A 13,485-nucleotide genomic window follows, 5' to 3' on the forward strand; every position below is an offset into this window, starting at 1 on the left:
ACCGTGTCATCGCGGTGAGACTGCATGACCTCCTAGAGTGAGCACAGACGGGGGAGGGCACATGTCAGAGAAGAAGAGCACGTCCGGACGCTTCAGCGCCAGAGTCGTCGGAATCAGCATCGCCGCCGCACTCGGCGGTTTCCTGTTCGGCTTCGACACCGCCGTGATCAACGGAGCAGTGGATGCTCTCGCCGGAGCGTTCGACCTCGGCCCCGCGCTGCAGGGCTTCGCCGTGTCGTCTGCACTACTGGGTTGCGCGGTCGGAGCGTGGTTCGCCGGAAGCCTGGCGAACAAGCTCGGACGCATCCCCGTGATGGTGATCGCCGCGGTGCTGTTCCTCGCCTCGTCGATCGGCTCGGGCTTCGCATTCGGAGTCATCGACCTCATCGTCTGGCGCGTGATCGGCGGCATCGGAGTCGGTGCAGCATCCGTCATCGCCCCGGCGTACATCGCCGAAGTGTCACCGGCGAAGGTACGCGGCCGGCTCGGGTCTCTGCAGCAACTCGCGATCGTGACAGGTATCTTCACCGCGCTGCTCTCCAACGCCCTCCTGGCGAGCATCGCCGGTTCCGCGGCGGATGTGCTGTGGTTCGGGATCGACGCCTGGCGTTGGATGTTCATGGTCGAGTCGATCCCGGCCATCGTCTACGGCGTCATGGCATTGCGCCTGCCGGAATCGCCACGGTTCCTGGTCGCTCGTGGGCAGATCGACAAGGCGTCTCAGGTGCTGTTCGACTTCACCGGCGAGACTGACGTGAACGTGAAGATCGAAGAGATCCGCTCGACTCTGAATGCGGAGAAGAAGGAGTCTCTGAGCGACCTGCGCGGGGATCGCTTCGGGTTGAAACCCATCGTCTGGGTCGGCATCCTGCTGAGCGTCTTCCAGCAGTTCGTCGGCATCAACGTGATCTTCTACTACTCGACGACGCTGTGGCTGTCCGTGGGGTTCGACGAGTCCCAGGCCCTGATGACATCGGTGATCACCTCGATCACGAACATCGTCGTCACGATCGTCGCGATCCTTCTCGTCGACAAGGTCGGCCGACGTCCGATGCTGCTCACGGGGTCCATCGGCATGGCCGTGACGCTGGGCATGATGGCGGTGGCATTCTCGTTCGGTACGCTGCAGGACGGCAGTGTCGTGCTCCCGCAACCGTGGTCGCTGATCGCACTGATCTGCGCCAACGGCTTCGTCGTGTTCTTCGGTGCGACCTGGGGTCCGCTCGTCTGGGTGCTGCTGGGGGAGATGTTCCCGAACAGCATCCGTGCCGGCGCCCTCGCCGTCGCCGCGGCCGCGCAGTGGATCGCGAACTTCTTCATCTCTACGACGTTCCCGGCCTTCGCCGAGATCGGCCTCACGTTCGCCTACGGGTTCTATGCATTCTTCGCCGTCGTGTCGTTCTTCTTCGTCTTCTACCAAGTGCCCGAGACCAAGGGCCGCGAGCTCGAGACGATGACGGATGTTGTGAATCTTCCGCGCCGAGGCGGCAGTAAGCGCGCGTAGGCTTGAACCATGTCAGAAGCCGTTCCGCGCCGTGCCAGCCTCGAAGTGCTGAGGGCTGAGGCAGCGGATGAGCTGGCTGTGCTCATCCAGGAACGCCTTCTGAGCGGTGAAGATCCGTGGGACTTCATGGAAGATCTTCCCAGCGTGGACGAACTCGTCGTGTACCTGCTGCGGGCCGACAACATCGCTGCGAACGACGGCGTGCGCCCCAACGCCACGCGAAACTACCGTGTGATGCGCCAGATCGCACTGGAGTACCCGGCGCTGACGCCTGCGGTCTGGCGCCTTCTGGGCGTCGAGACTCGACATCGCAAATGGGACACGACGGTCGCCGACGTGCAGTGAATCACGTCACCGGCGTTCCCGTCATGGCCGGTCCGGATCGCATGCCGTGAAGTGCATACAAAAAGGCCCGCCCCTCCGAATGGAGAGACGGGCCTGAAGAGAAGCGGGATCAGCCGATGAAAGCGGCGAGATCCTTCTCGAGCGCGGGCTTCGGCTTCGCGCCGATGATGGTCGTCTTGACCTCGCCGCCCTGGAAGACCTTCATCGCCGGGATCGACGTGATCTGGTACTTCATGGCGAGCTCGGGGTTCTCGTCGACGTTGAGCTTGACGATCGTGATCTTGTCGGGGTTCTCCGACTGGATCTGGTCGAGCACCGGCGCGACCATGCGACACGGTCCACACCATTCGGCCCAGAAGTCCACGAGTACGGGGCCTTCGGCCTGTAGCACATCCTGGTCCCAGGTCGCCTGGCTCGTTACCTTGGCAGTCATCAGATTTCTCCTTGGATTGAAGTTTCACCCGCTACAACAGCGCAGGAATGGAAAGTGTTCCCGTCAGACGATGATCTCCGCCGCCTCCGCCGCGGGGAACTCCACGGAGGCGTCGTCAAAATCCGCGAGGAAGTGCTCTGCGTCGAGAGCCGCGATGGTTCCGGTTCCGGCAGCCGTGATGGCCTGGCGATAGGTCGGGTCGATCACGTCGCCCGCGGCGAAGATGCCCGGAACGGAGGTGCGCGAAGAGCGGCCATCGACCCAGATCGTGCCCTCGGGGGTGAGGTCGAGCTTGTCATGAATCAGGTGCGTGCGCGGGTCGTTTCCGATGGCGACGAAAAGTCCGTCGAGGGCGAGTTCGCTGCTCGTGCCGTCGACGGTGTTGCGCAGCTTCACGCCGTTGACGCTGTCGCCACCGGTGATCTCTTCGACCTCTGTGTTCCAGATGAACTCGATCTTCTCGTTCGCGAACGCCCGCTCCTGCATGATCTTCGAGGCGCGCAGCGTGTCCTTGCGGTGGATCACGTACACCTTCGAAGCGAAGCGTGTAAGGAAGGTGGCCTCCTCCATCGCCGAGTCGCCGCCGCCGACGACAGCGATGTTCTTCTCGCGGAAGAAGAAGCCGTCGCAGGTCGCGCACCATGAGACGCCGTAGCCGGAGAGTCGCTCTTCGCCCTCGATGCCGAGCTTGCGGTACGCCGATCCGGTCGCGTAGATGATCGTCGCGGCCTCGTGCGTCGTGCCGCTGCCGAGGGTGACGCTCTTGACGGGGCCGTTCACGTCGAGGGAGGTGACGTCGTCGTAGACGACCTCGGTGCCGAACTTCTCGGCCTGCTCCTGGAACTTCGCCATCAGCTCAGGGCCCTGGATGCCCTCAGGGAAGCCGGGGTAGTTCTCGACCTCAGTCGTGTTCATCAGTTCGCCGCCGACCTCGACGGTGCTTGCGATGAGAAGCGGCTTCAGATTGGCGCGCGCGGCGTAGATTGCGGCGGTGAATCCTGCAGGACCCGAACCGATGATGATGACCTGACGCATGTGCTCCCCGTCTTAGATTTCTTGCCTCGGATGCTTCAACCAATGGTAACCGCGCGGCATTCCCGCGCCCGTGTCCTCTACCGCCTGGTGAAAACCTGCCCGCGCGGCGGCCGGGCGCGCACCGGCGCGCTCTACCCCCTGCGCCGCCGCACGATGGTGCGGATGATGCCGAGCAGGAGGAGCAGTCCGATGACCGCGCCGAGGATGACGAGACCGATGCTCTCCCATTCGGCGCGCACCGTGACCATCGCGGTCTGATCCGTGCCGATGCTCACACCGGTCGGCGAGCTCAGGGCGAAGTCGACGCTGAGCTCGCCGCTGCCGACCCGCGCTTCCACAGGGACCTTGACGCGCGTGTTGCTGGCCGGCAGGGCCTCGACTGGAGTGGATGGCTGCACATCGAGGCGAGCGTCGGACGGCGTGGCTGTCAGTTGCACATTGACCGGCCAGGGCAGATCGTTTCGCACCCAGACCGGCAGCGGCGCCGCTGAGGTGAACAGCTGAATCGGACTGGGCTCCTGCACGCCGACCGCATCGAGTGTCGTCGTCGACGCGACCCGATGGGCGGAGACCGCCGTGGCATACTCCGACGCGTCGCGAACACCGAGCACCCGCAGCATCTGAAGACGTTCGGGCGAGAGCAGCACGAGCGGATCCTCGAGAATCGTCGCGAAGGCGGTCAGGCGTGCTTCATCGGCGATCAATGTGTTCAGAAGGGCTGCGCGGTCGGAGGATGCCGCCGCATCCGTTTCCGACACTCGGAGGGTCGCCGACTGCGGCGAGGTCGTGCGCAGGGCGCTGAAGCCCGTGGGCTCGGCAATCGACGAGACCGAGAGGATGGTCTCGCGCAGAGCCTCGGCAGTGCGGGTCTCGTTCCGATCGAGTCCCACCAGCATGGATGCTGCGGGGCCGGTGAGCGCCAGATGCGCGATCCCCTCCGCGATGTCGTGCTCGCGGGCGCCGTCGTCCGTCTCTGCGGCGGCATCCGAGAGAGCGGCGGAGCCGGCCGAATCCATCACGAGCACGCGATTGCCGTCGATATCCGCCACGGCCCCGGAAGATGCCGCGATCGATGTCGACGGCAGGATCGTCGTCGCATCCGTCGCCATCCACGTGTTGAAGGTCGAGAGATCGGCCGTGTCGACGCCGGCCGTCGGCCAGAGCACAGCGGGCGACTGGCCTTCGATCGACATCAGCTCGGCGTCGGTGGGAAGCTCCGGTTCCGTCGGCGTCGGTGATGCGGAGGGGGTGGGAGTAGCGGTGGGCGTCGGCGTCGTCGTGGCGGCGAAGTTCACAGGCTCGAGATACGACGAGAGGGGCAGCGGCGTCAGGAGACCTGGAAGCCCCGCGCGGGACTGGGTCGTCGCATCCGCATCCCCGGCCTGAAGCGCGAAGCGGTCGTTGGGGAGCGCCTCGAGCCTGTCGAGCCAGTCGAGTGCGCTCGCCGGCGCGGCAGTGCCGAGAGCGCGGATCGCGGCGGGGATCAGCGGGTCGACGGCGAGTGCCGCCGAGGTGCCGGCGATGCCGTCGAGCTGAGCGGTGAGCGCGCCGTCAGGCGCCGTCAGTGTTGTGAGCTCGTCCGCAGTGAGCAGACCGCCTTCGGCCGGTGTCGCCGTGACGGGTACGAGCACCGTCACCTGTGCCGCGACGCCGCCATCGATGATGAGCACGCTCTGCGCGGTGGTCGGTGGTGCGGGAGGTCCGGCGTCCTCAGCGAGGCTGACCCTGATCGGATAGACACCCGCGGGCAGGTTCCCGAGCACGCCGGCCGGAGTGACAACGGAAAGCGCGGATGTCTCGGATGCCGCGACTGCCTCGGATTCCTCGGTGCCGAGCGACGCGAACGCGCCTGGCGCCTCTCCGGAGTCGAGCCAGGCGGTGAGCGCGGCGCCGTCGGCGACGGGAGTGCGATTCAGTTCGAGCGTGACCTGCCCGGCCGCAAGTTCGTCCTGCGTGCCGTTGTCGACCGTGACGGTGGTCATCAGAGAGGCACCCGGCTTTGCGACTCCGTGGACACCCGCGGAGAGTGAGAGCACGATCGTCCCCTCATCCGGCACGTCCTCGTCGGCGACGGCGGGTGTCAGGGCCGTCAGCTGCGGTGCGAGGATGAGCGCGGCGGCCAGCGCGAACACGACGGCACCGTGTGCACGGACACCGTGTGCACGGACACCGTGTGCACGGCGCTGCGCGCGCACGCGACGGCTGAATCGGGGGCTGATCAACGTCTCTGGTCTTCCTCGGGCACCGCGGCGGGTCAGCCCGTGAGTTGTGACCCTGTGATTCTAGGCCGGTGGGGTAGGGGAACCCTGAAGGCCCGAGTTCTGAACGGAAGCGCAACACCTCGTAGGTTGTGGTTATTCACACTCACGACCTGAAGGGTTGCGCTTCCTTGACCGCACATTACCGTCATCTGACTCTTGAAGACCGGATCGAGATCGAGCGGCTGCTCGAGAAGGGCACCAGCCTGGCGGAGATCGCCCGCCAGATCGGCGTGCACCGCTCCACCATCAGCCGGGAACGCCGCCGCGGATCGTGGCAGCCCGAACATGATCACGCGAACCTGCGCCCGTACCTGCGCAACCGACTCGATACCCGCGGCCCGCACGAGCGGCTATATCTGGGCGGGCAGGCGCAGCTGCACGCCGATACCCGCACGGCGCGTTCGCACCAGCCGTACCGGATGCTCCACGACCAGCTCGTGGATTGGGTGATCTCCGCACTTCGGCGCGGGTGGACCCCGGCGGAGATCTCCGGGCGGCTGCCGCTCGAGTTCCCCGACGATGCACGGATGCGCGTCGGAGTCGAGACGCTCTACGCATGGATCTACGCCCCCGAGCAGAAGCACCGAAAGCTCTGGCAGTACCTGCCTCGCGGGCAGCGCAAGCGCCGCCGCCGACAGGGCCGGCGGGTGCATTCCGAGCGGATCAAGTGGCGCACCTCGATCCACGAGCGCCCCGCCCTGGTCGAGGACCGTATCGAGTTCGGGCACTGGGAATCCGACAGCGTCCTCGGTCTGCGCGGCACCGGTGGGCTGCACACCACCGTGGAACGCCGCGCCCGGTACCTGCAGGCCGTGAAGATCCCCGCCATCGCCGCCGCGCCCACCATCGACGCACAGCTGAGCGTGTACTCGCCGCTACCCGCCCACGCCGTCCGCTCCGTGACGGCGGACAATGGGTCCGAGTTCGCGTTCCACTACCAACTCGCCGACGCCCTCGCCATCCCGACCTACTTCGCCGACCCGTACTCGGCATGGCAGCGGGGCACGAACGAGCACTTCAACGGCCGCATCCGCAAATACCTCCCGAAAGGCACCAGCTTCGAAGACCTCACCCAAACAGACCTCGACGAGATCGTCACCGAGATCAACAACCGACCCCGCCGAGTCCTCGGCTGGGCAACCCCCGCCGAGATCTTCAACGAACTATGCTCAAGCCAAGCCACACCACGTTGCACCTCGAACTAGAACCCGGGAGGCGCGTAGAGTGACGGCCGTGTCCGACGCGCTCCCACCCACGCCCGATCCATCTCTCGTCGCCGCGCTGGCGGCGGATCTGGATGCTGCCGACTTCCGTTCCGAGCCGCTTCGCAGCCTGTGGGGTGAAGAAGCCGACGACGCGCTCGGTCGCGGCGTGCGCGAACCGGTGCTGCGCGCGATCGCCCGAGATGTGGGCGCGCTGGCGACGCTCGGTCGACTCTTCGTGCTCGGGATGCCGCAGCCGATCACGCTGGTCGATGACGCGCTGCCGCGCCTCGGGTTCGAAGGGCTCATCGGTCTGGGGATGGCGCGATTCTCGGAGGATGAGGAAGACCTCACGCCTTCGGCGCTGATCCGTCCCCAGTCGTTCGTGGATGCTGAGGGAATCGGCGAGTGGTGGATCGCCAGCGACCTCGATGAACTCGCGCTAGGCACCGCGCTGCCCCCGGACCACGTACTCGGCGTGGGTGGGGCGTCGCGCACGCTCGCCGAGCTGATCGTGCCTGTCCCGGTCGGCCGTGCGCTGGATCTCGGCACCGGATGCGGCATCCAGGCCCTTCTCGTCTCTCGTCATGCGGGTGAGGTCGTCGCGACGGACATCTCGGCACGGGCACTCGCGTTCGCGGAGCTCAACGCGCGGCTGAACGGCGTGAGCAACGTGACGTTCCGCCAGGGGAGCATGTTCGAGCCGGTCGCGGACGAGGCGTTCGACCTGATCGTCTCGAACCCGCCCTTCGTCATCACCCCGCGCGTCGAGGGCCTGACCGCGTACGAGTACCGCGACGGCGGGCTGATCGGCGACGCCCTGGTCGAGAAGTTCGTGCGCGACGTTCCCGCGCACCTCACGCCCGGCGGCATCGCCCAGCTGCTCGGAAACTGGGAGTCGCGTCCCGCTGCTGCCGGTCTGGATCGGCTCGAGTCTTGGATCGACCCCGCGCTGGATGCCTGGGTGATCCAGCGCGAAGAGCTCACCCCGCTCGGGTACGCCGAACTGTGGATCCGCGACGGCGGTACCACTCCACGTGAAGACGCCTTCGGAGCGATGCTCGAGGCCTGGCTCGACGACTTCGCAGAGCGAGAGGTCACCGCGATCGGCTTCGGGTACGTGCTGCTGCGTCGCACCGGCGCTTCGACGGGCTCAGCGAACGACCCAGGTGCGCGCCTGCGCCGCTTCGAGACGGTGCCGCAGTCGCTCTCGGCGCCAGGCCGGGCGCTGCGCGACGGCCTCGACGCGCACGATTCGCTGACACGAGGCATCCCGCACACGCTCGTCACCGCAGCCGACGTGACCGAGGCGCGGCACTACATGCCGGGCGACGACGACCCGAGCGTGATCGAGCTGCGCCAGGGCGGTGGTTTCGGCCGCACGGTGTCGGTGGACTCAGCGCTCGCCGGATTCGTCGGAGCGTGCGACGGCGAGCTGAGCGTCACTCAGATCGTCTCTGCGCTTGCCGACATGTTCGACGTGCCGCTCGTGGACCTGTGGAACGATCTCGAGCCCCGCATCCGTCGGCTTGTACTCGACGGATTCCTCGTGCCGCTCGCTCCCTGAGCCTGTCGAAGGGATGGGAATGCCGCCGGCATCCATTCGGTTGCATGAAACCATGAAGGCTTTCGGATTCCTCTCGTTCGGGCACTACGCACCTGTGCCCGGTTCCGGCACACGCACCGCGGGTGACATGCTGCATCAGACGATCGACCTCACGGTCGGTGCCGATCAGCTCGGCGTCAACGGCGCGTACGTGCGGGTGCACCACTTCGCACGTCAGGCGGCGTCTCCCATGCCGTTGCTGGCGGCGATGGCCGCGAAGACCGAGCGCATCGAGGTCGGCACCGGAGTCATCGACATGCGGTACGAGAACCCGTTGCAATTCGCCGAAGAGGCCGCAGCCCTCGACCTCATCGCGCGGGGCCGGATCGCGCTCGGCGTGAGCCGTGGTTCACCCGAAACCGCGCTGCGCGGCTACGAGGCGTTCGGGTATGTCGGATCGGAGGACCCGCGCGGCGCCGATCTGGCCCGTGACAAGTTCGACCTGTTCCTGGAGGCGATCGACGGTGCCGGCGTCGTGCAGGGCGACCCGAAGCAGGTCGGCGAGGGGCGCTACCTGGCGATCGAGCCGCGGTCGGAGACGCTGCGCGATCACATCTGGTGGGGATCGGGATCGCGCGCCACCGCCGAGGAGACCGGTCGCAAGGGGCTCAACATGATGAGCTCGACGCTGCTCACCGAGGCGACCGGCGCCCAGTTCCACGAGCTGCAGCGTGAGCAGATCGACCTGTATCGCGCGGCATACAAGGCTGCCGGGCACACCGGTACGCCGCGGGTCTCGGTCAGTCGCAGCGTCTTCCCGATCGTCAACGACATGGATCGCGCCTACTTCGGTCTGCGCAGCGCCGAGAACGGCGACCAGGTCGGCATCATCGACGGGTTCCGTTCGACGTTCGGCAAGACGTACGCCGCTGAACCGGATGTACTCATCGAGCAGCTCCGCGCCGATGAGGCCGTGATGGCCGCAGACACCCTCATGCTCACCATCCCCAACCAGCTCGGCGTCGACTACAACCTGCACGTGCTCGAGTCGTTCGCCGAGCATGTCGCACCGGCGCTGGGATGGAAGCCGAACACCGAGGGGCCTGTACAGGGCGACCCGGCCTGAGCGGGAGCACCGCTACGCTTCCGGCATGAGCTACTCACTGAACGCCAGTTCGAACGATCCTCGCGTCGAGGAGCTCAAGCGCCAGCACCAGCGGCGCCAGACACGACTGCTCGTCACGATCGCCCTGGTCGAAGGGATCGCGCTCGCCGTGGCCGCCATCGCCGTCTATGTGCTGGGGCTCGTCGATCCCGATCAGGGCATCTGGATCCTCATCGGGATCGCCGCCGTCGGCGCGTTCGTCATGTCTACGAGCCTGATGTCGATGATCCGCCGCAACGCGAGGGAGATGCGCGACCTCACCGGCCGCTAAGCAGGCGCCGAGCCGCTGCATGCGGTTCGGCTGCTCGGCGACGAGGCTCGACGCGCGCGTACCGCGCCAGGCACCCCGGTAACCTGGAATCCATGCTGAACATGGCCGAAGGGCTCGAACGCCTGCGCGCGCTCGCCGAGGGATCCGTCGTCGCCGAAGTCGCTCGCGCCTTCGCGGCCGCCGGGTTCGAGCTCGCCGTCGTCGGCGGACCGGTGCGTGACGCACTGCTCGGACGAGAGGTGAACGACCTCGACTTCACGACGAACGCCTCTCCCGACGAGATCCTGAAGATCGTCACGCCGATCTCATCCACGCAGTGGGACATCGGCCGAGCCTTCGGCACCATCGGCGCCAAGGTGCGCGGCGAGCAGGTGGAGATCACCAGCTACCGCGCCGACAGCTACGACGGCGTCACCCGCAAGCCCACCGTCGAATTCGGCGACACGATCGAAGGCGACCTGGTGCGCCGCGACTTCCGGGTCAACGCGATGGCGCTGCAGGTGCCCGCAGTGAAGCTCGTCGACCCGACCGGCGGTGTGGAGGACCTGGTCGCCGGCGTCCTGCGCACGCCCACCGACCCGAACGTGAGCTTCGGCGACGATCCGCTCCGGATGCTGCGCGCAGCCCGCTTCAGTGCGCAGCTCGGGTTCGAGATCGAGGCCGACACGCTCGAGGCGATCGGCCGCCTGCGCGCGACGCTCAAGATCGTGAGCCCCGAGCGTATCCAGGGTGAGTTCGTGCGCCTGATGCAGACGGACGACCCCGCGCGCGGCATCCGAGTGCTGGTCGACACCGAGCTCATCGAGGAGTTCCTGCCCGAAGTCAGCGCGCTGCGTCTCGAGGTCGACGAGCACCATCACCACAAGGACGTCTACGAGCACTCGCTGACCGTGCTCACCCAGGCGATCGAACTCGAGCACGCCCGGCATCCGGATGCTGCGCCGGATGTACCGCTGCGCATCGCCGCGCTGCTGCACGACATCGGCAAGCCCCGCACCCGCAAGCTCGAGCCAGGGGGAGCGGTCACGTTCCACCACCACGACGTCGTCGGATCGCGCATGGCGCGCAAGCGCCTGCAGTCCCTGCGCTTCGACGGCGACACAACGGATGCCGTCGCCACCCTGATCGAACTGCATCTGCGCTTCTTCGGTTACGCCGAGGGGACGTGGACGGATGCCGCGGTGCGCCGCTACGTGCGCGATGCCGGCGATCTGCTGGAGCGCCTGCACATCCTCACCCGCGCCGACGTCACCACGCGGAACAAGCGCAAGGCATCGCGCCTCGCCGGCGCGTACGACGACCTCGAGAAGCGCATCGCTGACCTGCGCGAGCAGGAGCAGCTCGACGCCATGCGCCCCGAGCTGGACGGCAATCAGATCCAGACGATCCTCGGGATCGGGCCGGGCCGAGAGATCGGCGAGGCATACAAGTTCCTGCTCGATCTGCGCCTCGACGAGGGCGTGCTCGGATCGGATGTCGCAGAGCAGCGCCTGCGCGCGTGGTGGTCAGCGCGCGGCTGAACATCGCTGAGGTGAACGGCGCTGGGGTGAACGGCGCGCTCAGGGCGTCCGCAGCTCGGGAACGATGACTTCGACTTCATCTGCGACGAGTTCGAAATCCTTAGGGTTCAATGTCACGAACACGGCGCCGAGGGAGTGGGCGTGTGCGGCGAGCATGATGTCTTTGCTGCGTGCGTGTGATGGGCGGGTCTTCGCGACGAGCGCGGCAAGGTGGCCGTAGCTTGCTGCAGCCGCCGAATCGAATGGCGCCCAGCCTGCGGCGACGGAGTATTCGATTCGCGCGAATCGGGTTGTGCGCGACCTTCGCTCCTGTGGTGACGGCGCATGCTCGATACCGAACCGCAACTCTGCTTCGGAGATGGCGCTCAACACGGTCGCATCGTCAGGAAGCGCAGACTCCCCGAAGGTGATCAGCACCGAGGTGTCAAGGAGCTGCATAGCGTTCCCACGGGTCGATGAGCGGGTCGTCGTCTCTCAAGCGGTACAGCTCCTCGGCCCATCTCCTCGCGGCCTGTCGTTCCTCCTCGGTCGGTGGGTTCGCTTCGATTCGAGCCATGATCTCGCTGCCCGGAACGGAGAAACGGTGCGCATGCACCTGTCGCGCGAGTCGCCCTTCCATCCCGCTACCGACGTCGTCGCCATCTGCCAGTCGTGTGAGGGCATCTCGTACCTCGGCCTCCATCGACCGCGAGTTCTTCTTGGCGCGCCGCTTGAGCGCTTCGACGACCTCGTCGGGCAGATTCCGGATCGTGATGGCAGCCATGGCGACCTCCTGATGGCATAATGCTAGCACCGCAGATTCAGAACCGGCCTGCGGATCTCACATCGCCGTACACTGAGACCACGCTCCGTCACCGAAGACAGGAGAGCCTTGTCATCATCATGGTCAGCATCGCGTGACGTCTCCGCCGAGGCATCGCGTCTGATCATCGAGCGTGCGCACGAGGAGCTCGTGGCAGGCAACCTCGAAGATCGACGTCTCGAGCACGTGCGCCCTCTGGTACGCGACTCGTGGGAGCGGTCCTGGCGGCAGCGCGTCGGGGCCGAAGGCCTTCCTCCTCTTGCGCTCGACGCGGAAGAGCTCGAACGGTACCGACTGGAGCATCCGCTCGCCGATGCGATGGCGATGATCCGCGGACTGTTGCTTCCCGGTGATCCGGCGGCGTCAGGCGTGATCGTGGCCGTCGGAGATCATGCGGGCCGTCTGCTCTGGGTCGAGGGCGACCTGGACAAGAGAGTGCTCAGTGGTGAGATGGGCTTCGTCGCCGGAGCCGACTGGTCAGAGGACGCTGTCGGGACGTCAGCGCCAGGCACCGCGCTCCAGCTCGGTGAATCGGTGCAGATACATCAGGCGGAGCACTACAACCGGCTCGTGCATCCCTGGTCGTGCACGGCGGCACCGGTGCTCGATCCGGAGACGAAGAGGATTCTCGGCGTGATCGACGTCACAGGGGGTCCCGAGGTCGCGACACCGCAGGCCCGGCTGCTGGTCGATGCCACGGCGAGGGCAGTGGAGTCAGAGCTGCTGGTCGCAAGGCTCAGGGCCCGCAGCACGACCGCGCCCCCGCCGCCCCGCCGGCACGCGCGCAAGGCGACCCCGACCAGAGCCATGCTGCGGGTGCTCGGACGAGATCGCGCACGGCTCGAGATCTTCGCCGACGATGCCGAGTCGGTCGTCGAACTCAGCGCCAGGCACGCCGAGATCCTGCTCATGCTGGCGACCCACCGACAGGGCATGTCCGCCGATCGCCTTGCGGAACTCGTGTACGGCGAGGGGGCGTCGCCTGACACACTGCGACCCGAGATGGTGCGCCTGCGCAAGGTGCTCCAAGCCACCGCGCCCGAGCTCGTGCCGGAATCCAGGCCATACCGACTGGGTGTGCCGCTGGAGACCGATGCGCACAACGTGCTGTCGCTGCTCGACCGTGGTGCGCATCGCGTCGCCCTGAGCTCGTATCGAGGACCGGTGCTTCCCGAGTCGACGGCCCCGGGAGTGGAGGAGATGCGCGCCGGCATCCGCGCAGCGCTCCGCGAGGCGATGCTCACAGAGGCCAGCGTGGACGTCCTTCTCGCCTACGCCGACATCCCCGAGGGCGCAGAGGACGAAGAGGCCCTGCGGCTGTGCCTCGAGATGCTGCCCGCGCGCTCGCCGCGCCGCACAGGACTCGTGAGCCGGATCGAGAAGCTCCAGCGCGACTGAGCG

The 13,485-nt window shown here is 66.8% G+C and carries 13 protein-coding genes; 8 read left to right on the forward strand and 5 right to left on the reverse strand.

The window, feature by feature from the left end:
• Window positions 1-61: 61 nt before the first annotated feature.
• On the forward strand, window positions 62-1,504 hold the full coding sequence (locus JF52_RS0107220; RefSeq protein ID WP_052166825.1) for a sugar porter family MFS transporter: 1,443 nt from the start codon (window positions 62-64) through the stop codon (window positions 1,502-1,504).
• A 9-nt stretch (window positions 1,505-1,513) separates the two neighbouring features.
• The gene (locus JF52_RS0107225) at window positions 1,514-1,849 is read left to right on the forward strand and encodes a hypothetical protein (RefSeq protein WP_033105601.1); all 336 of its coding nucleotides are present in this window, start codon (window positions 1,514-1,516) and stop codon (window positions 1,847-1,849) included.
• A 109-nt stretch (window positions 1,850-1,958) separates the two neighbouring features.
• Here JF52_RS0107225 and trxA read toward each other — a convergent pair whose 3' ends face one another.
• The 3 genes from trxA to JF52_RS0107240 form a co-directional block, all read right to left on the reverse strand.
• Window positions 1,959-2,282, reverse strand: coding sequence for a thioredoxin (gene trxA, locus JF52_RS0107230; protein ID WP_033105602.1), 324 nt, complete (start codon window positions 2,280-2,282; stop codon window positions 1,959-1,961).
• Between the two features lie 63 nt (window positions 2,283-2,345).
• Window positions 2,346-3,317 (reverse strand): thioredoxin-disulfide reductase, encoded by a 972-nt coding sequence (trxB, locus tag JF52_RS0107235; protein ID WP_033105603.1) that lies wholly within the window; start codon window positions 3,315-3,317, stop codon window positions 2,346-2,348.
• A 131-nt stretch (window positions 3,318-3,448) separates the two neighbouring features.
• A complete protein-coding gene (locus JF52_RS0107240; protein WP_084595664.1) occupies window positions 3,449-5,539 on the reverse strand; it encodes a DUF6049 family protein in 2,091 nt (696 codons plus the stop codon).
• Window positions 5,540-5,706: 167 nt separating this feature from the next.
• On the opposite strand from JF52_RS0107240, the gene JF52_RS0107245 reads away from it, so the two are divergent.
• The 5 genes from JF52_RS0107245 (at window position 5,707) to JF52_RS0107265 (ending at window position 11,282) form a co-directional block, all read left to right on the forward strand.
• Window positions 5,707-6,783, forward strand: coding sequence for an IS30 family transposase (locus tag JF52_RS0107245; protein ID WP_033105604.1), 1,077 nt, complete (start codon window positions 5,707-5,709; stop codon window positions 6,781-6,783).
• A 19-nt stretch (window positions 6,784-6,802) separates the two neighbouring features.
• The gene (locus JF52_RS0107250) at window positions 6,803-8,347 is read left to right on the forward strand and encodes a DUF7059 domain-containing protein (protein ID WP_200880967.1); all 1,545 of its coding nucleotides are present in this window, start codon (window positions 6,803-6,805) and stop codon (window positions 8,345-8,347) included.
• Window positions 8,348-8,399: 52 nt separating this feature from the next.
• Complete coding sequence (locus tag JF52_RS0107255) at window positions 8,400-9,452, forward strand: LLM class flavin-dependent oxidoreductase (RefSeq protein WP_033105606.1); 1,053 nt, start codon at window positions 8,400-8,402, stop codon at window positions 9,450-9,452.
• A gap of 25 nt (window positions 9,453-9,477) precedes the next feature.
• Window positions 9,478-9,762, forward strand: a complete 285-nt coding sequence (locus JF52_RS0107260) for a hypothetical protein (RefSeq protein ID WP_033105607.1) — start codon at window positions 9,478-9,480, stop codon at window positions 9,760-9,762.
• Window positions 9,763-9,854: 92 nt separating this feature from the next.
• Complete coding sequence (locus JF52_RS0107265) at window positions 9,855-11,282, forward strand: CCA tRNA nucleotidyltransferase (protein ID WP_033105608.1); 1,428 nt, start codon at window positions 9,855-9,857, stop codon at window positions 11,280-11,282.
• A gap of 39 nt (window positions 11,283-11,321) precedes the next feature.
• Here the strand turns inward: JF52_RS0107265 and JF52_RS0107270 are convergent, their stop codons facing one another.
• Window positions 11,322-11,720, reverse strand: a complete 399-nt coding sequence (locus JF52_RS0107270) for a PIN domain-containing protein (protein ID WP_033105609.1) — start codon at window positions 11,718-11,720, stop codon at window positions 11,322-11,324.
• Window positions 11,707-12,045, reverse strand: coding sequence for a FitA-like ribbon-helix-helix domain-containing protein (locus JF52_RS0107275; protein WP_033105610.1), 339 nt, complete (start codon window positions 12,043-12,045; stop codon window positions 11,707-11,709). Before JF52_RS0107275 ends, JF52_RS0107270 begins: the two co-directional genes overlap by 14 nt.
• 108 nt (window positions 12,046-12,153) lie before the next feature.
• Here JF52_RS0107275 and JF52_RS0107280 point away from each other — a divergent pair, with 108 nt between their 5' ends.
• Window positions 12,154-13,482 carry a GAF domain-containing protein gene (locus JF52_RS0107280; protein WP_033105611.1) on the forward strand — a complete coding sequence of 443 codons (1,329 nt, stop codon included), beginning with the start codon at window positions 12,154-12,156 and terminating at the stop codon, window positions 13,480-13,482.
• The last annotated feature ends 3 nt before the right edge of the window (window positions 13,483-13,485 follow it).

It is taken from the genome of Microbacterium profundi (assembly GCF_000763375.1).
Lineage (GTDB): Bacteria > Actinomycetota > Actinomycetes > Actinomycetales > Microbacteriaceae > Microbacterium > Microbacterium profundi.